Genomic DNA, 23,588 nt, shown 5'->3' on the forward strand with positions numbered 1-23,588 from the left:
AGTGACCTGCATGACAAAATTTTACTTTCTTATCTTATTGTTGTTGTACACGGCAGTAGGCTTGTCGCAGCCTGCCGACATTACTTTCAGGCACCTTACCACTAAAAGCGGCTTGTCGCAGAGCTTTGTCAGGAGCATTGTGCAGGACCAGAACGGCTTTACCTGGATCGGCACCTCCGACGGGCTCAACAAATACGATGGCTACCAGATCAAAGTCTACCGCCACAACCCGCTCCTGCCCGGCAGCCTGAGTACGAATGCCGTTATCAAAATATTCCTCGACCGGAAAGGCACCCTGTATATTGGCACTGACAATGGCGGGCTGAACGTGTATAACCAGGAAATGAACAATTTCACGGTTTACAGGCACAACCCCCAGGACCTGAACAGCCTCAGCGACGACCGCATCACCTCTATTACCGAAGACCACAAGGGCCTGATCTGGATTGGCACCGACAGGGGCGGCCTCAATATGTTTAACCCTGTCACCCAGAAATTCACCCGCATCCTGCACAACCCCCTCAACCCCGGGAGCCCGATCAGCAATGTTATCAGGGCGGTGGAGGAAGACAAAGCAGGCAACCTGTGGGTAGGAACAGAGGCCGGCATCAGCGTCATAAGCAAAGACCGGAAAACATACACCCACTACACCCACAGGCAGTCGGACCCGGGCAGCCTGAGCATCAACTCTATCCGGAAGATTTTTATCGACAAGGAAGGCGAAGTGTGGATAGGCACCGCATTTGGAGGCTTGAACAGATTTATGCCTGAAACAAAATCGTTTAAAGTCTACACCTACCACAGCTCCCCGCAACCGACGCTGCTGGCAGATTATGTGCCGGGCATTTGCCAGGGCAAAGATGGCCGCATCTGGATTGCCACCAATTACGGCTTAAGCATCCTGGACAAGAGGACAGATACTTTTGCCAATTACCAGCACGATGCGTTTGTAACCAATTCTTTGTTAGACAATGGCCTGAACACTATTTATGCAGACCCAACCGGCAACATCTGGATTGGCAGCATAGCTGGCATTTCTATAAAAGAGGCCTACCCCGTAAACTTTACGCACCATGTATACAACCCCGGCAAACCCGATGGCCTGAGTAGCAAAGAAGTATTTTCTTTTTACCAGGACAAACAGGACAATATCTGGGTTGGCCTGCGCGATGGCTTTGATCTGTATAATCCCAAAACCGGCAAATTCTTGCATCACCAGCGTACGCAGACAGACCGGTGGCTGGGAACCATCACCACTTTTTTTGAGGACACGGAAAACAACCTGTGGCTTGGCACTTTTGATGCAGGTATTCTGCGCTATAGCCGCAGCAAAGGCACCTACGAGCATTTTACAGGCATCGACCCGATAACACAGGACACTATTCTGCTTCGGGATGTATGGCACATGCAGCAAACCCCGCAGGGAGAGCTATTTGTGGCAACGCTGAACACCGGCATTTTTAAGTACGATAAAGAAGCCAACACCTTCTACCGCTACAGCTGGGCAGGGAAAAACATACCTACAACCGGCATCAACAGTTTCCATATCGATAAAAAAGCCAATTTGTGGATTGGAACCACCTCAGAGGGCTTATATAAAATAAACAAGCCGAAAGGGGCCTTTGAGGTATTCAGGCATAACCCTGACGATGCCAGCAGCATTAGCAGCAACATCATTATTCATGTGTACGAAGACAGGAAAGGCAATTTCTGGGTTGGCACCAACAACGGCCTGAACCTGATGAACCAGGCAGCCAGCACCTTCCGCAGCTATACCGAAAAACATGGTCTGCCGAGCGGTGTTATCAACAGCATTCAGGAAGATGCGAGTGGAAAGCTGTGGCTGGGCACTAACAATGGCTTGTCGTGCTTCAGCCCGGCCGAGGGCACCTTCCAGAACTTCAGAGCAGAAGACGGCCTGCAGCTAAACGAGTTCCTGCCCCGTGCTGCTTACAGGCTACGCACCGGTGAGTTGCTCTTCGGAGGCCTGAACGGCTTCAACATTTTTAAGCCCGACAACTTCATTTTCAATAAAAAAGCACCGGCTGTTTATATCACCAACCTGCAGATATTCAACAAAGATGTAGTGGTAGGTACGGCAGACTCGCCCCTGAAGCAGGCCATAAGCGCCGCCAAAGAAATTAAATTATCGCATAAGCAGTCGGTGCTGTCCTTTGAGTACGTGGCCATCAACTACATCAGGAGCAGCAAAAACCAGTACGCCTACATGCTGGAGGGCTTCGACAAAGACTGGAATTATGTGGGCGGCGACCGGAAAGCGACCTATACCAACCTCGATCCGGGAGAATATGTGTTCCGGGTAAAAGCCTCGAACAACGATGGGGTCTGGAACGAAACCGGCGACAGCATAAAACTCATTATAACCCCGCCCTATAGGGCTACCTGGTGGTTCAGGTCGTTGGCCGTACTGGCGCTTATCGGGAGCGGCATTGCTTTTTACCGGTACCGGCTGCGTGCCGTAAACCAGCAGAAGGCCGAGCTGGAAGAGCAGGTAAAGGCACGCACCTCTGAGGTTATTTTACAGAAGGAGGCGCTGCAGACCCAGGCAGCCGAGCTGAAAGATCATACCATTCAGCTCCTGAAATTAAACACGCAGCTCCATCAACAACAGGCCCACGAGCAGCAGGCCAGGCAGGAGGCGGAGCAGGCACGGCAGGAGGCGGAAAAAGCAAACCAGGCCAAAAGCACATTTTTGGCAACCATGAGCCATGAAATACGCACGCCGCTCAATGGCGTAATCGGCATGACCTCGCTGCTATCGGAAACCCGGCTGAACAACGAGCAGCGCAACTACACCGAGATTATCCGCAGCTCCGGCAAAAGCCTGCTGGCTGTTATAGACAACATCCTGGACTTCTCTAAAATAGAATCCGGCAACCTGGAGCTGGAGCAGGAGCCCTTCGACCTGCGCGAAGCCATAGAGGAAGTATTGGACATGTTTGCCAACAAAGCCGCCCAGCAAAACCTGGACCTGATGTACCAGCTGGCCTACAATATTCCGGCTCAGGTTATCGGCGACAGCATGCGCCTAAAGCAGATCCTGATTAACCTGATCGGCAACGCGATTAAATTTACAGCCAAGGGTGAGATATTTGTGAGTGTTACACAAACTCGCCTGCTCGACAACAACCTGGCAGAGCTGAGCTTCGAGGTGCGCGACACAGGCATTGGAATTCCGGCCGACAAGGCGGCACAATTATTCAAGGCCTTTTCGCAGGTAGACTCCTCCACCACACGCAAGTATGGCGGCACAGGCTTAGGCCTGGCCATTAGCAAGCGCCTGGTAGAGCTTATGGGCGGCAGCATCGGCTTAGAGAGTGAGCCTGGCAAAGGCACCACCTTCCGCTTCAGCATGCTCGCACAGCCAAGCACCCAGGCCTATCAGGCCTATGTGCACCTGAATGCGGCAGAACTGAAAGGCAAGCGCATACTGGTAGTAGACGACAACACCACCAACCGGGGAATCCTGAAAACCCAGCTTACGCAGTGGCGCTTTGTGCCCACCCTGGCAAAGTCTGCGCAGGAGGCACTGGAGCTGCTAAAATCCCAGCCATTCGATATCGTGATCAGCGACATGCACATGCCGGAGGCAGATGGTGTGGCCCTGGCCCAGAAGATTAAAAAATGGCACCCACAGCTCCCCATTCTCCTACTGAGTTCCATTGGCGACAGTATAGCAGCCCCTCACAAGAAACTGTTTTGCTGCTCCTTAACCAAACCCGTAAAACATCAGCAGTTATACAAGCAGCTCGTAAGCTGCCTGAAGAACCAGGAGAGAACCGAAAAGCAGGAAACAGAGAAGAAAAAGTTTTCGGAGCACTTTGCCGAGAACTATCCGCTGCAGATACTGGTGGCAGAAGACTACCCTATAAACCAGCTGCTGGCGCAAATGGTGCTGGAGAAACTTGGCTATACCGCCGACCTGGCCGAAAACGGGCTGCAGGTACTGGAGGCGCTGAGCCGGAAAAGCTACGATGTTGTACTCATGGATGTGCAGATGCCCGAAATGGATGGGCTTGAAGCCACCCGGGAGATACGCCAGCAGGAAGATGGCCCTCAGCCTTACATCATCGCCACTACGGCCAATGCCATGAAAGAAGATGTGCAAACATGCTTCACAGCCGGCATGAACGACTACATCAGCAAGCCTATTGACCTGGAGGAACTCCTGAAGTCGCTGGAGAAGGCAGCTGCCACCCTGGCTGCCGGAGACCCTGCCCCCGATGTGCTAAACCCTGTCGGGTAGCCGCGTTGGAGGGCCCCTGCTACCATTTTAGCACCTTTATCAGGAACAAGGGCATGCCGAGCCCGAAAAGGAAAGCCAGGAAGTAATTTATGAAATAAGACTTTGCCTCAATGTTGTCTTCGGGCTTATGAATGGTTAGCAGTTTGTGTTTAGACGCCGCCAGCAAATTGCTCAGTTTATCTTTGCGTTCGAGCAGGTAGTTGTATTGGGCTTTCTTGGCTTGCCTTTCTACTTTTAGCGCTGCTATATCATCTTCGGTGGCTGCCCGCTTCTGGCCTGCGGTGGCTGAGGCGGTTTCGCCCCCCTGGGGCTTATCTTCTTGTATGATGCCGATTCGCTGCACGATCGCCTGCCGGATGGCGGCCAGTTGCTTGTTGGTTTTGGCTATGGGCTGGCTGTTTTCAGGGTGCGTCCTGAGCAGATCCAGCTTATCGAGCTGCTGCTGGTTATAATCCTGTATCAGGTCCTGCAGCATGCCGTCGCCCAGCTCCAGGTTCTCCGGGATAATGGTAATCTGCGAAACCGGGTGATGCACGTACGGCTGCAGGGCCTGCAGTGCCTGCAGCTGCTCTTCGCGGCCTGCTGCGGCGCCGGCAGCTGGCAACTGCTCCTCCGGCTGCTCTTCCTGTGCGTCCCTGATGTGGCCATAGCCTTCCAGTAGTATATCCAGGCGGGCAATCTCCAGCCGTATGCTGTCGAGGCTGCTGTACACCACCCCCATGGCTGTTCTGTAAGACTCTTTGTGCACATCATACCCCTCGGCGTACACAGCAGTCATCCGTTTCAGAAAATCTACGCCCCGCTGCGGTATCTCCTCTTTCAGGCTTATGGTGAGCAGGTCAGGATGCAGGTGTTTGCGCTTAAACCTGATCTGCTCCACATATGCCTCCGCCATCAGGTTCAGGTCGCTGAAGGTGACCAGCAAATCTTCCGGCCCGCTGCCGATAGCAGGCCCGGGCGTTACTTTAAAGGTAGCATAAGGCTTTTGAATAATCTGGTCGAACAGGAAGGCTTTTACCTGGCCATCTTCCCGGAGCACGAAGGTGTTTTTATCGATGACCTTAATGGCAAGAGTCTGCTGGGTTATCCTGGGGCTGTAAGAAATAAGGACCAGGTTTATGGGCGCTTCTTCTCCGTACAGTTCATCTTTCCCTAGCCATTTGTCTTCAAAATAGTGCACGTTCAGGTTCAGGTCTGCAATGGCTTTTCTGGCAGCGCCTTTCAGCTGCAGTGGCCCAACATCCAGCGTTAGCGGTTCGTCTGGCCCACTGGTGGCATTAACGGAGGTAGCCTTAAATTCCCCGCCAGCTGGCGCCTGCTCGTTGCTCTGCAGGTAAATGGTGCTCGAGATAGTGTACTCAGGAGAGGAGAGCATATGGTAAATAAACACCACCGACAAGCTCAGCACAATGGCCCGGATAAAGGAGTATTTGCTTTGCACAAACACGGCGCAGAACTCTTTTACAGAAGCGTAAACCTCTGAAAAGGAGTAGCGATTAATTTTATCAAAATTAATTTTACGAAACATGCACGTCTGCGGCTTTTACCAAACTCTTACTGCCAACTTAAAAATACTGTTACATACGCATATTTGGCAACAAAAAGTATAATAGTTGGCATCGAATATCATTATGGGCGATTAGCTGAACCAAAACGGAGCACTGCCAAAACCTCCGGGTCTGTCCGCTGCTTACCTGTAACGCCTGCCGCCTCCCGATTATTCTAACCCAAGTTGTGCGGTATAGAGCCTTTCTGACTTTGTCCCTTTGTCCTCCTGAAAGGATCTTGTGGGCGAGAGCCTAAGGCAATGGCTACTGGCCTGGGGTTAAGTTAGCATAGCCGCTTGTTAAGACTTTTTGGTAGAAGCAGCTTGTTTCATGGCCCATGTCTTTGTTCTTTTTGTCTTGATACAAAAAGAACCAAAAAAATCAAGACGATTTTGTTTGTCGAGGGCCCCTACCCCCACTCGCTGAACGCTCAAACAAAAAGTCGTCACTCTTTGCACCTGGCAACTGTATCTGACTCGTAGTTACCCGCCGCACCACATTATTTAGGGCTGCTACCGCACAACTTGGGTTATTCTAATAAAATTGCCCCTCCAGAGGCTTTCAGCTGCTGAACAGGACGCAAGACACGCTTAATAAGTTAAGAGGGCGCTCTCCGGTTCATCTCCAGATCATTTGGGCTTCAAATCTCCAAATGGAGAATCAGCACATTAAACTATACGCACATTAACTAAATTATTCCAATCAAAAAGCCCCTCCGGAGGCTTTGCTGCTGCTCATTAGGCCCCTGCTGGTGATTCCGTGTCTGCCTCACCTCCTGTACCAGCAGGGTTGTTTCTCCCGTATAGCTTGTAGAGCCATACTTCCGATCTGTCAGCGCAGTGTTCATGCCTCGGATCATCAGCTAACCAGCAGCAAACTATGCCTTTGTATAAAAAAAACAATATTCAGAGCAGAAACAGCAGGCTAACAGCATCAACTGCTAAGGCCAGAGCCCGGGCGCAGGCCATGGGCACAAGTGAGCCCACCCGAACCAGACGATACAAAAGAACCACTGCCAGAAAAAGAAAAGCTATGAGAGGCTCAGCCGTAAAGGGAGCTCAAAAAAGGCTGAAGAGCTTCAGGCAGGCTTCTATACTGGCGGTGGCCATTACGGGCTTTATCATGCTGCTTTTTGCCCCTTCAGAAGCAGGCCTGGCACAGGACGACCCGGTGGCGGTGGACTCCGTAGCGCTGGCAGAGGAGGACCTGGCTGCAACTGCCGCCACAGACACAACAGAAGTGCTGTCGAGCAAAGATGCCACTTACGAGGCCATTGGAGCGCTACAGGGGCTGTGGGAAAGTTTTCTCTATAATCTGCCCAAAATGCTGATCGCGCTCGGCACCCTGGTGCTCGCCTGGGTCCTGATACGCCTGATAAACTATATTTTAAAGCGGGTGCTGGGGCGCTGGCAAAGCTCCAGCGCTATTATTTCGCTGGTCTCGATTGCTGGCTGGCTCCTGGCCGCTGGCGTGGCGATCAGTGTGGTGGCAGGAGATATCCGCGCGCTGGTTGGTTCGCTGGGTCTTATCGGCCTGGCCCTGTCGTGGTCGCTGCAAACGCCTATCGAGAGCTTTACGGGCTGGCTCATGAACTCCTTTAAGGGCTACTACCGCGTGGGCGACCGGATAAGAGTAGGAGAGGTTTTTGGCGATGTGTACCGCATCGATTTCCTGAACACGACGGTCTGGGAAATTGGCGCCCCTTATCAGTCCGGGTTTGTGCAGGCCGAACAGCCGACCGGACGGCTCGTCACGTTTCCGAACAACGAGATCCTGACCGGCTCCGTCATTAACCTGACAGGCGATTTCCCTTATGTCTGGGATGAACTTTCTGTAGGCGTGGCCAACGAATCGGATATGAAGCTAGCGATGAAGGTACTGGAAATCATAGCTGAAAAACTGCTCGGCAGCTATATGGTAGAACCAACCCGCGCTTATGCCAGCCTCCTGAAAAGCGCCGGCCTGGATGATAATGTGCCTGACCAGCCGCAGGTGTTTATCTCCATGGACGACTCCTGGACCAACATCACCATTCGCTACCTGGTAGGTGCCCGCGAGCGCCGCAAATGGAAAAGCGAGCTGACGCTGCGCATAACCGAGGAACTGAACAAACCGGAGTACCGCAACAAGATCATACCTGTATACCCTCGCCAGCAAGTGCAGTTTATCGACCCGAATGGCGTGCCTGTAGAAGCCAGGTTCATGGATAAGGGCAGCAGCGAGAAAGCACAAGCATCTCTATAAGTATCAGCAAGTTACATACAGCTGGCCAGTTCCTCAGAATGCAAGGTTAACTTCCTTCGATTTCAGCAAGAAGATAAACCACAGGTAAGGGTATATAAGCTTTTGCGGCAAATCCTACCCGAATCTTCCTGGCTCTCTAAATTGAAAACATGGCAATCATTCACGCGATTCGTTATTATTAAATCAAAGAAAATAAATTTTGTTTAAAATATTTGCAATTAAAAAATCTTTCCTTACCTTTACATCATCAACAAACAATGTAGGGTGTTGAAACTGGCAGACAAGCCCTCCTCTCTCGGGGGTGGAGAAACCGGGATAAAGCAGTTATTTTAAACTTGATAGTACAAAGATTTTTGCCTAACCACTCCGTGGAGGTTCGATTCCTCCCCCTACAGCTAAAGCCGCCCCCGGAGAAATCCGGGGGCGGCTCCTTTTTTGTGGCCGCCGCAATGGCAGCAGGTATAAAGTGGCGCTCCTGTTTTTATTTCTGCCGATGCAACAACTTTCAGGACATGAGGCTGGTATGTAGTGATAGTTAAGCTATTATAACCTGGCCATATACACCATGAAATTACACCCGATTCTTTTTGCCGCCCTGCTAGGCCTGGCCGCCTGCGGCTCCGACTCTGCCGATGGCAATTACAACCGCGCCGCCAGCGACGAACTTATCGGCGAGCAGGTTGACGCCGGCACCAAAGCGTCTATAGACAGTGTCGCGAGAGCCGCTACCGAAGGCAACATCCTGTTTCCGGTACCCGATACCTTAACCAGGCTACTGCAACAAGAGCAGCCGCAGGCACAGCTCCCCAACTTTCAGGACGAGACGCTGGTAAACCGGCGCATGCAGGTAGAAAACCCGGTTTACTTAAAAGGCAACTTCGACGGAAACAGCTCGCCGGATTATGCGGTGCAGGTGCTGCAAAACGACTCTATCCATGTGCTGGCTTTTCTGGACTATACCACCAGGGCGCGAGCGGTAAAAATAGCAGCCTACCCTGCCCGGCAACTGCAGGACCAATGGTACAGTGTGTATCAGTTACAACTGGCTCCTAAAGACTCTGTGGTACAGGACCCCAGAAACCAAAGAAAGGTAACATTGCCGACAGATGGCGTTTCGGTGATAGAGGAAAACCGCACTACTATGTATGTGCTGAAGAATGGCCGCTTTATTCCGTTTGATGCACGGGAATAGTGTTGGTTGACCTGCCATGCCTACAGTTTGAGCGAGGCGGTAAAGATGGGAAGTCATGGCTGCAAATTTGCAACTTGCATATAATAGGAAAGAAGGTGATGCAAGTTACAAACTTGCTATCCAATACAACCGCAAGTTACGGCTGTGCCTAAACTTGCGGTATGGATAAGCATTTCTATTTTGTTATGAGCCGAAACTATAAAATAAGAGATCAAAGCCAACTCCACTTTTTATCTTTTGCAACAGTTAACTGGATTGATGTTTTTACAAGATCTGCTTATAAAGATGTGGTTGCAGGAAGTCTGAACTACTGTATCAGACATAAAGGCTTGGAGGTATATGCTTGGTGCATTATGTCAAACCATGTTCATCTGATTATAAGTTCTCAGGGCGACAACCAGAGTAATATCATCCGGGACATGAAAAAGCATACAGCCAAAACGATTATTAAAGAGATAGCCGAAAACCCGCAGGAAAGTCGACGGGAGTGGATGCTTTGGATATTTGAAAGGGCTGGCAAACGAAATAGCAATAACACAACTTACCAGTTCTGGCAACAACACAACCAACCGATTGAGCTAAACTCTAACTTCCTGATAGATCAGAAACTGGACTATATACACAATAATCCTGTTGAGGCAGGCTTTGTAAGAGAGCCTCACGATTACCCTTATAGCAGCGCCATAGATTATGCAGGCGGAAAAGGCCTGGTAGAGATTATACACATCAGCTAACCATACCGCCAGTTTGAGCGAAGCGGTAACTGGTGGGAATCCATGATAGCAAGTTTGTAACTTGCGTGTGAAGGAATAGGAATATGCGGATCCGCAAGTTACAAACTTGCTCTCCTATACAACCACAAGTTGCGGCTGCGCCTAAACTTGCGGTATGTAGGTATGTAGCACCTTCATTATAGAGAAACAGAAATAGCTCTGACGGAAATGATATTCGTTTTTTCAGCAATGTCCGTCAAAAAAAGGATATTATATTGTTTCTTTGGATAATTTCTTCGCAATCTGACTTAAAACACACAACCTTCTCCTGCTGCTCCCAGTTCTGATAAACCAGCAAGATGTCGTATCTTTGCACAGAAGAACCAAAATAAACTGGTAGCTTAATCACCTGTGGCACAGGTTAACAATACTGCTTTAAAGTTCCGTGCCCTGCTACCGGTGTCTTATTTAACAAAGGAACAGAATAACTTGAAAGTTAAAGATTTCTTAGAGTTGTACCGCCTCGACAGCGTGGTGCAAACCATTGCCGACCGGCTGAAGGAGAACAAAGCGCACCGCCTGCAACTCAAAGGCCTTACCGGCAGCCTGGATGCGGTGCTGGCCTCGGCGGTATATACCATAAACAAACAGCACCAACTCTTTGTGCTCCACGACAGAGAGGAGGCCGCCTATTTTTACACCGACCTCCGGAACCTGCTCGGCGACGAGAAGGAAGTCATGCTGTTTCCTACCTCCTACAAGCGCCCCTACAGCTTCGACGAAACCGAGAACGCCAACATACTCATGCGGGCCGAAGTGCTCAACCGCCTCAACCAGAAAACCGGCAAAGGCGAACTGATCGTGACCTACCCGGAGGCGCTCACGGAGAAAGTGATCAACAAAAAATCGCTGGTAGAAAATACCCTGGGCGCCAAGGTAGGCGAAAAGCTTGACTCGGGTTTCCTGGCGGAGATGCTGAATGAGTATGGCTTTGAGCGGACAGAGTTCGTGTACGAAGCAGGCCAGTATGCCGTGCGCGGCGGCATTGTGGATGTGTTCTCCTACGCCAACGACCTGCCGTACCGCATCGAGCTGTTTGGCGATGAGATTGAAAGTATCCGTTCCTTCGACCCCGACACACAGCTGAGTGTGGAGACGAAGAAGGCCATTTCGATTATACCCAACGTACAGACAAAGCTGCTGCAGGAAACACGCGAGGCTTTCCTGGATTACCTGCCTGATAACACGAACATCTGGTTCAAAGACATCCGCCTGACGCTCGATGTGATTGAGGAGTACTTCGACAAAGCATCCCATGCATTCCAAAAGATGATGGCCGGCAGCGGCGGCATGCAGATTGTGTCGGACCCGGAGCAGCTGTTCCAGACGCAGAAACAATTCAAAAAACTGCTCGACTCATTTAACGTGGTAGAGATCGGCAAGCGTTTCCACTTTAAATCGGCTGAGATCATACAGCTGCAGGCCAAGCCGCAACCTTCTTTCAACAAAGACTTTAAGCGGCTGGTAAAAGACCTGCACGAGCAGCAGGGTGCGGGCTTCGTAAACATCATCGCCACGGACTCGCCGCGCCAGATCAACCGCCTCACCATGATTTTTGATGAGCTGGACCACGATGTGCGTTTTCAGCACCTGCCGGTATCGTTGCGCGAAGGCTTCATAGACCAGAACCTGAAGGTTACCTGCTACACCGATCACCAGCTCTTCGACCGCTTCTACCAGCACAAGGCCAAAACCGGGCACTCCAAGTCCAAAGCCATGACGCTGAAGGAGCTGCGCTCGCTGCAGCCCGGCGACTACATAACGCACGTAGACTATGGCATCGGCCGCTTTGCCGGTCTGGAGAAAGTAGAAGTGGGCGGTCGGCTCCAGGAGGCGATCCGGCTAGTGTACCGCGACGATGATTTGCTATATGTGAGTATCCACTCGCTGCACAAGATCAGCAAGTACAGCGGCAAAGAGGGTGGCCCGCCCAGCATGAGCAAACTGGGGTCGCCGGAGTGGGAGAACAAGAAGAAGAAAGTAAAAGGCAAGGTAAAAGACATTGCCCACGAGCTGATATCGCTTTATGCCAAACGCAAAGCAGCGCCCGGCTTCTCGTTTACCCGCGACGGGTTCCTGCAGGCCGAGCTGGAGTCGAGCTTTATCTACGAAGACACCCCAGACCAGGGCAAAGCCACCGAAGACGTGAAGAACGACATGGAGCAGCCGCACCCCATGGACCGCCTCGTGTGCGGCGACGTGGGCTTTGGCAAGACAGAAGTGGCCATCCGCGCCGCCTTTAAGGCCGCCTGCGACGGCAAGCAGGTGGCCGTGCTGGTGCCCACCACCATTCTGGCCATGCAGCACTTCCGCACCTTCCGCGACAGGCTGGAGCAGTTCCCGGTAACCGTTGACTACATCAACCGCTTCAAAACCGCCAAAGACACCAAGGAAACCCTGAAACGCGTGGCCGAGGGCAAGGTCGATATTCTGATCGGGACGCACCGCATCGTGAGCAAAGACGTGAAGTTTAAGGACCTCGGCCTGATGGTGATCGACGAGGAGCAGAAGTTCGGGGTGAAAACAAAGGACAAGCTGAAGGAGATGAAGGTGAACGTGGACACGCTGACCCTCACCGCCACGCCTATTCCGCGCACGCTGCACTTCTCGCTCATGGGCGCCCGCGACCTTTCTGTGATTGCCACGCCGCCGCCCAACCGCCAGCCCGTAAAAACAGAGCTACACGTATTCGATGAGGTCCTGATCCGGGATGCCATTGTGCTGGAAATGAAGCGCGGCGGGCAGGTGTTTTTTGTGCACAACCGCGTAAAGGACATTGAGGAAATCACTTCTATGATCCTGCGCCTTGTGCCTGATGCCAAAGTAACCTTCGCGCACGGGCAGATGGACCCCGAGAAGCTCGAAAAGCGCATGATGAAGTTCGTGAACGGCGAGTACGATGTGCTCGTGTCTACCAACATCATCGAGTCAGGCCTCGACATCGAAAATGCCAACACCATCATCATCAACAGGGCACACATGTTTGGCCTCTCGGACCTGCACCAGATGCGCGGGCGTGTGGGCCGGTCTAACAAAAAAGCCTATTGCTACCTGCTCACGCCACCTGTTTCGGGTTTGCCAAGCGATGCCCGCAAGCGCCTGAGCACCCTCGAAGAATTCTCCGACCTGGGCGAAGGCTTTAAAATCGCTATGCGCGACCTCGACATCAGGGGGGCCGGTAACCTGCTGGGTGGCGAGCAGACAGGCTTCATCTCTGACCTGGGCTTTGAAATGTACCACCAGGTGCTCGACGATGCCATCAAGGAACTGAAAGAAACCGAGTTCCGCGACCTCTTCCTGGGCGACAACATGGAGCAGTTCATAGAGCCGGCGCGCGACTGCAACATAGAAACCGACATGGAAGTGCTGATTCCGGATACGTATGTGAGCAACATTTCCGAGCGCCTCAGCCTCTACAGCAAACTAGACAGCACCAAAGACCTGCAGGAGCTCGAAAAGCTGAAGGCCAGCATCATAGACCGCTTTGGGCCGCTGCCGCAGGAGGTGCAGAAACTTGTGGAGATCGTGCAGCTCAGGTGGCAGGCACAGCAACTCGGCTTCGAGAAGCTCACCATCAAAAAAGAAACCCTGAAAGGCTACCTGCCAACGGCCAACAACGACAAGTATTTTCAGTCGGAGGTGTTTGGCAACATCCTGAAGTACGTGCAGCAGCACTCCCGCCGCTCCCGCCTGAAGGAAGCCAAGGACAAGCTGATCGTGATCGTAGAAGACATCCGTGCGGTTGCCGATGCCAAAGAAGTGTTCGACGAAATAGGCGTGCCAGTACCCGTACCAACCACCTCTTAGCCAAAGTTGCTCCTGCAGATTTTATGTGCGCAACAACAATGTGCTGATACGGTAATTGTTAAATGGCTGCATTGTTAAATTGTTGGTTGGTTTGGAGATGGGAAGGAACAGCCGGGGTAAAAAAATTGCCTGCTTTCTTCTGGCAAGCAGGCAATTTTTTATATCGTTTCAGGTAAAGTCTATCATCAAACACCAAGTATTTATCGTCTACAGCAGCAGCAAGGCAGGTATCGTCCGGAGGGGCATTTTCATTAGAATAATTGGCCGATACTACTTTTCAGTAAACAGTTTCAGCCTCTCCGTAACATGGCTGAACTTAGTTCCCTGCCTGTTTCGTTGCCCTGCTCTCATTTGCCCAAAAGCTACTCCACTCCATTAGGCCGCTAACTCACCTGCCACACAACAAATTACAAAGGCATGGCAATTTTTCGGGCCCGGCCACCAGCAGCTTGTAGTAACTGCTGCTAAAGCAAAGCCTTGAGCAGGCCGTATATTTTACTTGCTGTTCTGATATAGTTTATTTAAATTAATTATTTATTCCTGAAAATTCAAGGATAAATACTTACGCGCTGTGACTACAAACTTAAAATCAATGAACACTACTTACCTAAAGCCAACTTTCCGTGCGCTACCCGGGCTTTACCTGGTCCTGAACTGTGATCTGGTGATACTGGATGCGACCGATGCTTATCTGCGGGCTGCCCTCTCCTCGCGGGAGCAGTTGGTGGGGCAGCATGTACTGCAGGCTTTCCCTGCCAATCCGGCAATTTCCAGAACAGAATCCTTGCAGGTACTGGAGCAGTCGCTGCGGCATGTGCTGCAGTACCGGGAGCCCCACAAAATGCCCACCATCCGGTATGATGTGGTGAACGGCCACGACGGCTCCACCAGCAGTTTTGAAGAACGCTACTGGAGCTCCACCAACACACCTGTTTTTGATGAGACGACGGGCGCAATGGCCTATATTCTGCACGAAACACACGACATTACAGAACATGTTCGGCAAAGGCAAAGCAACCTGTATAGCCAGGAGCACCTGAAAATGCTCTCCAGTGCCATTCATGCGGCCAACTGGGAACTCGACATCGAGCAGGATGTCATTTATTGGGGTGCCAACCTCTATGATGTATTCGGGTACACGCCACAGGAGTTAGGCACTGAAGGCGATGCATGGGACAAACTCGTGCACCCCGACGACCTGCAGGGGGCCCTCAAGGCCATGGAGCAGGCCCAAAAGACCGGCGCCACCACTTTAACCATGGAGTACCGTTTTGCCAAAGCAGGCGGCGAGTATGCCCATGTTATTGATAAGTGCTTTCTTATCTACGACAGTCACGGAAAGCCCGTCCGGATGATAGGCTCCATGATCGACATGAGTGCAAGCAAACAGGCGGAGCAGGCTCTCCGAGAGAGCGACAAGCGTTTCCATGGTTTGCTGGAGGCCCTCCCGCATATGGCCTGGACGGCCCACCCCAACGGAAAAATCTCTTTTTTTAACCAGAGCTGGTACAGCTACACCGGCATGCTTCAGGGGCAGACGGAAGGGTGGGTCAGTGTGGTACACCCGGAAGACACTGCCCATGTTATTACCGCCTGGCACGATGCCCTGACCAGCGGCTATTATGAAAGAGAGTGCCGTATCAGGAGCAGCATAGATGGCCAGTACCGGTGGTTTCTGGAGCGGGCCGAACCCCTGTACGATGAGAAGGGCAGCATAAAACTCTGGATCGGCACCTATACCGACATTGATGAGCAAAAGCAGGCCATGGAACAGATACAGCGCCGCGACCGCCGCCTCGAGAACATTCTGAAGCTCTCGCCGGCTAATCTTTGCCTGCTGCAGGGGCCAGACCAGATCTGCCGGTTTATTACCCCAGGCGTTTACACCATGTATGGCAACAGGAGGTACCTGGGCAGGCCTGCCCGGGAAATATGGCCGGAGCTGGAACAATTCGACTTCCACCAAATGCTCAGCTACGTGTACCACCAGGGAAAAGCCGTTCAGATAGAGGCCTACAAGCTCGTCATAGACAGGCAACAGAACGGGGAACTCGCCGATGCCTGGTTTAACTTTAAGTATCAGCCTATCTCAGATAGCGAGGGCCATACAGAGGGCGTGCTGATCTCTGCCATAGAAGTAACCGAGCTGATCCAGGCCAGACAAAAAATCGCGGAGCTGGAGCTTGCCCTGCAGCAACAAAACCTCTCCTCCTCTCCATAAAACAGGGCCCTTCAGATTTTTATCGGGTACTGCGGCAGGAGGAGCAGCAGCTCTGGAGGGCTGTTTTCATTAGAATAATCCGCAACTAGGGGGCCAACTCTTCGGAGGGTGCATGCGCCGAAGCGCCGTGGCAGCAGCTAAAGACAAAAGTACGCAGTTAAATATGTGTACAAACAACAAAATTTTTAAACCCGGACTTAAAACACTTTAGGCAGCTATGCGTTTGTTTTAACCACTTACCATAAAGCATGAGAAACGAGCCTGTCCTTCAGCATAGCGTTAATTTTGAGCAACTTTTCCAGGCAATGCCTACCCGGTGTGTGGCATTCGCTACTGACCTAACGATACTGGCTGCCACAGACTATTTTCTGGAAGCTACAGCAAAACCCCGCGAAGCGCTTATAGGCCACAACTACTTTCAGGTTTTCCCGGAAAATGCAGCGACCGGTCATACGGGCTACCGAAGAGAACTACAGGAGGCGTGCCGGTGCGCCATACAGCAGAAACAAACCTGCCAGCTGCCTGTGCTGCCTTACAACTTCCGGGCGCCCGGGGCCCATGGCTCCAGAGAGCTATACTGGAAGGGCTCTGTTACACCTGTGCTGGATGCCAGAGAAGAGGTTGCCTACCTGCTCCACGAAATCAGGGAAGTTACAGAAGAGATTAACCGGGAAAAAGAGTCGCAGGCAGGGCACCTGAACCTGCTGCTCATGGCCAAAGCAGTTGGCGCCACCGTGTGGGAAGCTTACATCGCCAGCAACAGGTTAACGTTTAGCGAGGCTTACAGAGAAGTGTTTGGCTACACGGAAGACCCGCTGGTGCACGAACTCAAAATCTGGGACCAGCACCTGCACCCCGATGATGTGATGAAAACCCGCCACAGTATCAATGCCACCATAGCGGCCCGAGGCAAGTTCTGGACCGGAGAGTACCGCTACCTGAAAGCAGATGGCACCTACACACCTGTGCTCGACCATGGCTACATTATGTACGATTACAAGGGCAAGCCTCTGCGCATGGTCGGCACCATGATAGACCTGAGCCGGCAGAAGACACAGGAATCTAAGCTAAAGGAAAGCAACGAGCGCTTTGAGCTTATTGCCAGGGCCACCAACGATGTGATCTGGGACTGGAACCTGGAGGATGACACCATCTGGTGGAACGACGGCTTTAAAAACCTGTTCGGTTACAAGGAAGAAGAAATTGAGCCTACCGCCATATCCTGGACATCCAGAATGCACCCCGATGATGCGGCGCGTGTAAAACGGTTGATTCATACAGTTATAGAAAGCGGCAACACCTATTGGCAGGACGAGTACCGGTTCCGGTGCGCCTCCGGCACTTACCTTACCATTCAGGACAACGGGTATGTGATGCACGACGCCTCCGGCAAGCCCGTACGCATGATCGGTGCCATGCTCGATATAACCGAACGGCGCCGGATAGAGCAGAAACTACAGGAAAGCGTGGCGCACAGCCGCCACATTATGGAGTCGCTGCCGCTCATGACCTGGACCGCCACCCCCGACGGCCTGGTAGATTACTACAACCACCGCTGGTTCGACTACACCGGCTCTACCCTGGAGGAGATGAAAGACTGGGGCTGGGAAAAATTCATTCACCCGGACGATGCAGCAGCAGCCAAGCAGCAGTGGCTGCACTCACTGGCCACCGGCGAACCCTTTACCAGCCAGAGCCGCTGGAGATCGGCCAGAGATGGCAATTACCGCTGGTTTCTGGCCCGCAGCCTCCCTATCCGCGACCAGTCTGGCGCTATAACCAAATGGGTTGGCTCGCATACCGATATCGAAGACAACAAACAGACACTCCTGGCATTGGAAGAGACTTCCCGGAAGCTCCGGTTCCTCGCCGAGTCTATCCCCCAGATCGTGTGGAGCGCCAACCCCGATGGCAACATCGACTACTTTAATAAAAGGTGGTACCAATACACCCACATGAGTCAGGAAGAAAGCCTTGCGTTTGGCTGGAGACCCGCCCTGCACCCCGACGACCGGCAGACAACCGTAACTACCTGGCTACAAAGCATACACACAGGTGAGCCTTACAACCTGCACCTGCGCCTGCGCAACATCTATACCGACACCTACCGCTGGTTCCTGGCCCGCGCCATGCCTATGCGCGATGAGCAGGGGCGCATAACCAAATGGTTTGGCACAGCCACCGACATACACGACCAGATAGAGCTACAGGAAGAGCTGGAGCAGTCGGAGAAGCAACTCCGCTTTTTGGCCGAGTCTATTCCGCAGATCGTCTGGACCACCGACCCTACCGGCTACCACGACTATTTTAACAAGCGCTGGACAGAGTATACCGGCATGTCGCTGGCCGAGAGCATAGGCTTTACCTGGAAGGAGGTACTGCACCCCGACGACCGCAAGCCAGCCTGGGAAAGATGGCAGCACTCGCTCCGCACCGGCGAATACTATGAGATCGAATACCGCTTCCAGAATATCCACGATGGCGTTTACCGCTGGTTCCTGGCGCAAGCCATGCCCATGCGCGACGAAAGGGGCAACATTGTGAAATGGTTTGGCACCTGCACCGACATAGAAGACCATAAAAAAGCCGAAGAGGAGCTGCTGGAGAAAAACCTGGAGCTCAAACGCATGAACTACGACCTCGACAGTTTTGTGTACACAGCCTCGCACGACCTCAAGCTGCCCATTATAAACATGGCCGGCATTTTTGAGGAGCTTACCCGCAACATCGAGTTCAGAGACCCGGATGCGCAAAAGATGATCGGCATGTTCAACAAATCGCTGCGCCAGATTCATAACACCATCCATGAACTGTCGGAGGTGGTAAAGGTGCAGAAGAACGATGCGCGCGACCTGGAGCTCGTTAACCTGGAGCAGCTTACCAGCGATGTGCTCGAGAGTATTCAGGAAACCATCTTAAACACCGGCGCCCGCCTGGCCACAGATTTTAGTGAGGCGCCGGTCATTGCTTTTTCCAGGGCAAACCTGAAAAGCATTTTTTATAACTTAATCAGCAATGCCATAAAATACCGCGACCATACGCGCGTGGCAGAAATCAGCCTCAGCACAGCCGTTAAAGGCGAATTTATAGAACTCAGGGTGCAGGACAACGGCATGGGAATAGACATGAACAAACATCAGAACAAACTGTTTCAGATGTTTAAGCGTTTTCATAATCATGTTAATGGCTCCGGGCTTGGATTATACATCGTAAACAGGTTACTTACCAATAGTGGGGGCTACATTAATATAGAGAGCACGCTGAATGAGGGCACCACTTTTTACCTGTACTTCAACCAAAAGAAAGATTTAGTCTAACATACCAGTAAAATAAAACATATGAAGCCGCTTAAAACTATTCTGCTAATAGACGACGACGACACCACCAATTACCTGAACCACCGGCTCCTATCGCGCATGGAACTGGCCGATGATATCCGGGTGGTGACAGACGGAGAGAAAGCACTGGAGTACCTGACGCAAGCCTTTCAGGGAGCCAGAGACTTCCCTTATCCGGACCTGATCTTTGTGGATATAAAAATGTCTGTGATGGATGGCTTTGAATTTCTGGACGAGTACCAGAAATTTGATGAACAGGATAAGGACCGTATCGTAATGCTTATGTTGACCTCTTCTGCAAGCTTCTACGACCTGGAAAAACTTAAGAAGTACCCGGAGGTACGCAGGCACTACTCCAAGCCTTTGGCCGAGGCCGATGTGCGGGAGATTATAGCAGAATACTTTTAGCCGGTTACTGTTTCGCTCTTCAGAAAGGCGCCTCCACACAGGGGCGCCTTTCTGCTTATACACAACACCTTAGCGTGGCAACCTTAACTCTGAGCGTGTTATAGCCGTAAAAAGAAATCCGCAACAGGCGGTTAAACAGAAAGCTGACACCTAAAAATAAAACAATGGAAAACAACGAGCGAGACAGCAATTACACCGACCGTGGCGAATATAACCAACGCATAGGCCGGGATCTGTACCGAAAAGACCAGGAACGAAAGCCAACCTCCCAGAGGCACCAAAACCCAGGGTACCAGGAGTGGGGCGAAAGCACCTTCTTCCATACAGGCCCCAATAAAAGAGGCGCTCAGGACCGCGACCAAAGCAATTACGGCAATTCGTATAACCGGGGCGGAACCGGCAACTCCTACCCCCAGGGGCAAAACATACGGCAGCAAGACCACTATGGCAGCAGCCGCAACAGTGCTTACCGCAACGAACGCAATTACCTGAACCACGGCGACAACTATGCCGGCAGCCAGGGCCGCTATAGCAGCGGAGTTGGTTCTCAGCCAGGCAACTACAACGAGCCGCCTTCTCAAAAAGACAATGTGCACCGTGAGGGGCCCGGCTCCCGAAGCCGCTACAAAGAAGACGACTACCGCTACGGCAGCGGCTCACACAACTGGTACCGCGAAAACCGCTACTCACCAGACGAAGATCCTGACCGGCGCCACGACGACCGCGGTTTTTTTCAGCGAATGGGCGAAGGCATACGCGATACCTGGAACGATATAATGCACGCCGATGACCCGGATTACCAGGACAAGCACTACCGCTACCAGGCCCCCGAGAAAGGAAGCGACCGCGTACGTATGGGCTCCGAGCCTTACCGCGACAGGCGCTACGACAGAGGCTACGAAGGCGGCCCCCGCTGGGCCGACGAAACAGACTCCGGCCGCGATGACTACTACAATGATACCGACAGAAGCCAACGCTACAGAAGATAAGCAGGTAGCCAGGCATTATTAAAATAAAGGGAACCGGTACATACGTGTCGGTTCCCTTTATTTTTCCCGTACTGCTGCAGAGGGGGTAACCGGCCTCACCTGTACCCTGTAACCTGCACCACACAAAAATTCCAGCACGCCCTGCTTACCTCTGACTTTCAAATATTTAGTATAAAATAATGAATTAATTCTACCCCCTGGTATTTGCGTGCCATTTCTTATTGCCTTATATTTAAACTACTTATAAAACCAAACAGCACTTTTACTAAGAATCCTAAACAATTGCCCAACACTTGAACATCCTTAAAAGGCACTCGTACAAAAAGGGAAGTTGAAGCTGGCATATATTTTTGAACCTAAACAGAACCAGGATGCACTACGAGGAAGAAGACCACAGAAACCATCAGGAAAGATGGCAGCAAGGCTCCAGAAACCGACGGCCAAGGCCTGATAACGAAGAGCACTTTAACGATTTCAGTAGCCGGTGGAACGAGCCGGTGCCTCCTTTGCACCGCTATCGGCACGAAGAGCTTGACGAGCGCAAGCGCTTTAAGAACGACGGCGACAACTGGGATCAGCAACGCCCCCACCCTACCAGACGGCAGCAAGCCGACCAGCAGCGGGACCAGTACGAGCAATGGTACGAGAACCGGTACAGGCAGCAGCGAGACCCGAGGCAGCAGCGCCAGGAGGACAACTATAACAGGCACCACCAATACCCAAGCGACCGCTGGCAGCAGGACGATTTTATCGTACGCGAAGAGGAACTGCGCAGGCGCTATAACAGGCAGTTCAGAGATTGGGAAGAAGAAGACCACCGCCGTAGCAGACACTAATATCAGGACCAGATCAGCATCTGGTCTTTTTTCTGCCGCTATGCTTCAGTACCTCCTCCTGAAGCCAATGCCGAAAGACACCAGTTCCGGAATACCAGGTATTAACGTAAGCGAAAGGTCGTTTTGCTCCGACAGCTGGTAATTGTACTCAAACTCGCCCCCGTACCAGTAAAACTTGTATTGCCAGTCGCCCCGTCTGTTAAAATAGCCATTGTCTACATAACCTTCCAGCCGGTTCCAGTCGCGGCGATATACCAGCGTGGGGCCAATGCCCCCGTTTACGGAGTGCCTGCCTTTCCGGAAGATCTTACCCCGAAACCCGATATGCGTAAAGCCGGCCATCGACTCTGCGCAATCGGCATACAAGCCCTGCTCCATCCGCACACTCAGGTCGTTGCGCACCACAAAGCGGTCGTACCCAACTATGCCGCCGTAATTAATGGTGGTGTAACCTTTGCTGTCGAGCCGATTAGGGAAAATCTCCGGATAAGGGCTCTCCTTCAGATGCACCGAAAGCCCGAATGCTTTTACCGTAATAGAGTTTTTGAATGCCTCCTGCGCCCTACTCCATGAAAACGGCAAAACGCTCAACATCAAAAGCCATAGAATAAACAAGGTGCGTACCATACTTCTGCTTATACTTTGTGCCAACCATAAAGTTAACAGTTAGCCGCAGGAACAGCAGAGTTTCCGGAGGGGCTGATTTAGTTGTTGGTTGTTATTTGTTGATGATTAAATGGTTGATTTGGATATTCGAAGATTTGGGAAAGTGGAGATGGATTACATGCCGTAAATTTTGATTCAGATAAAAAATTCAGCTTTTAACAAGAGCAGCAGAACCTCCGGAGAACATCTTGCAGGAATAAACAAGGCTTCTGTTTCCTGAATTTTGCGCTGGTGCGAGCTTGCCGCTCGTACTTTCATACCCCTGCCTTTCCAGAAGGGGCCAAAGCAGCTTCTTATAGATCCATTCTTTTAAGCTGTAGCCGTAAGGACCATTTGTTACGAGCGACAAGCTCGCACCAGCGACCTGCTTTTCCTTACAAAATGAGCTCCGGAGGGCCTATTTCATTAGAATAATTACTGGCTGTTACATGATAACTGGGCAGCCGGTCAGCACTCGGAGCAGCAGAGGCTCCGGAGGGGCTTTTTCATTAGAATAATTTGTTTGTTGTTACCTGGCCCATGCTGCTCCTTATGTTTAGATTGCCGGGATGAATTCTACACTTCAAGCATAACAAACAACCAGCTATTTCCCAGAGCTCAGGTTCTGTACAGGAGACTTGTGCCAGGCTGCGCCGTGTTTGGCAAGGAGTATGTATCTTTGCAGTTACCATGCCAGCTACTTCTCCACTCGATGCTTTGCTGCAGCAGATTCGCAGCTGCCGCCTTTGCGAAGAACACCTGCCCCTAGGGCCACGGCCCGTGCTCCGAGCATCGGCCAGCGCCCGTGTGCTGATAGTGGGGCAGGCTCCCGGCACCCGGGTGCACGCCAGCGGCATACCCTGGCACGACCAAAGCGGAAAGCGCCTGCGCCAATGGCTGAACCTGGACGAGGAAACATTCTACGACGAAACAAAAATTGCCATTGTTCCGATGGGCTTCTGCTACCCTGGCAAAGGAAAGAGTGGCGACCTGCCTCCCCGGCCCGAATGCGCGCGCCACTGGCACCAGTTGCTACTGGCACAGCTGCCGGCGGTGCAGCTAACGCTCCTGGTAGGCAAGTATGCCCAGGATTATTTTTTAGGAAACCGCGCTCGGCCCACGCTCACCGAAACCGTGGCGCACTGGCAGGAGTACCTGCCCTCCTACATGCCGCTCCCCCACCCCTCGCCCCGGAACCAGTTTTGGGTAAAACGGAATCCGTGGTTTGAGCAGGAGGCGGTGCCGGTGCTGCAGCAACTTGTGCGCTCACATTTATAATTCATTTTAATGCAAATTTTCATGGCATTTGTCTATATTAGAA

Annotated in this window: 13 protein-coding genes; 11 read left to right on the forward strand and 2 right to left on the reverse strand. The window is 52.0% G+C overall.

The annotated features are described in order from the left end of the window. Positions 1-10: 10 nt before the first annotated feature. Positions 11-4,267 (forward strand): hybrid sensor histidine kinase/response regulator, encoded by a 4,257-nt coding sequence (locus FJM74_RS17720; protein ID WP_187263980.1) that lies wholly within the window; start codon positions 11-13, stop codon positions 4,265-4,267. A gap of 19 nt (positions 4,268-4,286) precedes the next feature. On the opposite strand, the gene FJM74_RS17725 is transcribed toward FJM74_RS17720, so the two are convergent. Next, complete coding sequence (locus FJM74_RS17725; RefSeq protein ID WP_187263981.1) at positions 4,287-5,795, reverse strand: GumC domain-containing protein; 1,509 nt, start codon at positions 5,793-5,795, stop codon at positions 4,287-4,289. A 1,051-nt stretch (positions 5,796-6,846) separates the two neighbouring features. On the opposite strand from FJM74_RS17725, the gene FJM74_RS17730 reads away from it, so the two are divergent. From FJM74_RS17730 to FJM74_RS17770, 9 genes are all read left to right on the forward strand, one after another. Then, entirely contained in the window at positions 6,847-8,058 is a 1,212-nt protein-coding gene (locus FJM74_RS17730) for a mechanosensitive ion channel family protein (RefSeq protein WP_241739229.1), read from the forward strand. A gap of 565 nt (positions 8,059-8,623) precedes the next feature. Next, a complete protein-coding gene (locus tag FJM74_RS17735) occupies positions 8,624-9,250 on the forward strand; it encodes a hypothetical protein (protein WP_187263983.1) in 627 nt (208 codons plus the stop codon). Positions 9,251-9,435: 185 nt separating this feature from the next. Further along, complete coding sequence (locus tag FJM74_RS17740) at positions 9,436-9,984, forward strand: REP-associated tyrosine transposase (protein ID WP_187264063.1); 549 nt, start codon at positions 9,436-9,438, stop codon at positions 9,982-9,984. Positions 9,985-10,452: 468 nt separating this feature from the next. Next, on the forward strand, positions 10,453-13,830 hold the full coding sequence (gene mfd, locus FJM74_RS17745) for a transcription-repair coupling factor (protein WP_187263984.1): 3,378 nt from the start codon (positions 10,453-10,455) through the stop codon (positions 13,828-13,830). Between the two features lie 592 nt (positions 13,831-14,422). Next, on the forward strand, positions 14,423-16,051 hold the full coding sequence (locus tag FJM74_RS17750; protein ID WP_187263985.1) for a PAS domain-containing protein: 1,629 nt from the start codon (positions 14,423-14,425) through the stop codon (positions 16,049-16,051). Between the two features lie 248 nt (positions 16,052-16,299). Next, a complete protein-coding gene (locus tag FJM74_RS17755; RefSeq protein ID WP_187263986.1) occupies positions 16,300-19,368 on the forward strand; it encodes a PAS domain-containing protein in 3,069 nt (1,022 codons plus the stop codon). A gap of 21 nt (positions 19,369-19,389) precedes the next feature. Then, positions 19,390-19,797, forward strand: a complete 408-nt coding sequence (locus tag FJM74_RS17760; RefSeq protein ID WP_187263987.1) for a response regulator — start codon at positions 19,390-19,392, stop codon at positions 19,795-19,797. Between the two features lie 164 nt (positions 19,798-19,961). After that, on the forward strand, positions 19,962-20,786 hold the full coding sequence (locus FJM74_RS17765) for a hypothetical protein (protein ID WP_187263988.1): 825 nt from the start codon (positions 19,962-19,964) through the stop codon (positions 20,784-20,786). Positions 20,787-21,157: 371 nt separating this feature from the next. After that, complete coding sequence (locus FJM74_RS17770) at positions 21,158-21,622, forward strand: hypothetical protein (RefSeq protein ID WP_187263989.1); 465 nt, start codon at positions 21,158-21,160, stop codon at positions 21,620-21,622. Between the two features lie 45 nt (positions 21,623-21,667). Here FJM74_RS17770 and FJM74_RS17775 read toward each other — a convergent pair whose 3' ends face one another. Continuing rightward, the gene (locus FJM74_RS17775; protein WP_241739230.1) at positions 21,668-22,204 is read right to left on the reverse strand and encodes a hypothetical protein; all 537 of its coding nucleotides are present in this window, start codon (positions 22,202-22,204) and stop codon (positions 21,668-21,670) included. Positions 22,205-22,957: 753 nt separating this feature from the next. On the opposite strand from FJM74_RS17775, the gene FJM74_RS17780 reads away from it, so the two are divergent. Further along, positions 22,958-23,545, forward strand: coding sequence for a uracil-DNA glycosylase family protein (locus tag FJM74_RS17780; protein ID WP_187263991.1), 588 nt, complete (start codon positions 22,958-22,960; stop codon positions 23,543-23,545). The last annotated feature ends 43 nt before the right edge of the window (positions 23,546-23,588 follow it).

Origin of the sequence: Pontibacter beigongshangensis, assembly GCF_014332515.1 — a bacterium.
Taxonomy (GTDB): domain Bacteria; phylum Bacteroidota; class Bacteroidia; order Cytophagales; family Hymenobacteraceae; genus Pontibacter; species Pontibacter beigongshangensis.

Bases quoted from the DNA above. Each gene is read 5' to 3' on its own strand.
- FJM74_RS17720 (WP_187263980.1), top strand. From the start codon at position 11: ATGACAAAATTTTACTTTCTTATCTTATTGTTGTTGTACACGGCAGTA.
- FJM74_RS17725 (WP_187263981.1), bottom strand. From the start codon at position 5,795: ATGTTTCGTAAAATTAATTTTGATAAAATTAATCGCTACTCCTTTTCA.
- FJM74_RS17730 (WP_241739229.1), top strand. From the start codon at position 6,847: ATGAGAGGCTCAGCCGTAAAGGGAGCTCAAAAAAGGCTGAAGAGCTTC.
- FJM74_RS17735 (WP_187263983.1), top strand. From the start codon at position 8,624: ATGAAATTACACCCGATTCTTTTTGCCGCCCTGCTAGGCCTGGCCGCC.
- FJM74_RS17740 (WP_187264063.1), top strand. From the start codon at position 9,436: ATGAGCCGAAACTATAAAATAAGAGATCAAAGCCAACTCCACTTTTTA.
- FJM74_RS17750 (WP_187263985.1), top strand. From the start codon at position 14,423: ATGAACACTACTTACCTAAAGCCAACTTTCCGTGCGCTACCCGGGCTT.
- FJM74_RS17755 (WP_187263986.1), top strand. From the start codon at position 16,300: ATGAGAAACGAGCCTGTCCTTCAGCATAGCGTTAATTTTGAGCAACTT.
- FJM74_RS17760 (WP_187263987.1), top strand. From the start codon at position 19,390: ATGAAGCCGCTTAAAACTATTCTGCTAATAGACGACGACGACACCACC.
- FJM74_RS17765 (WP_187263988.1), top strand. From the start codon at position 19,962: ATGGAAAACAACGAGCGAGACAGCAATTACACCGACCGTGGCGAATAT.
- FJM74_RS17770 (WP_187263989.1), top strand. From the start codon at position 21,158: ATGCACTACGAGGAAGAAGACCACAGAAACCATCAGGAAAGATGGCAG.
- FJM74_RS17780 (WP_187263991.1), top strand. From the start codon at position 22,958: ATGCCAGCTACTTCTCCACTCGATGCTTTGCTGCAGCAGATTCGCAGC.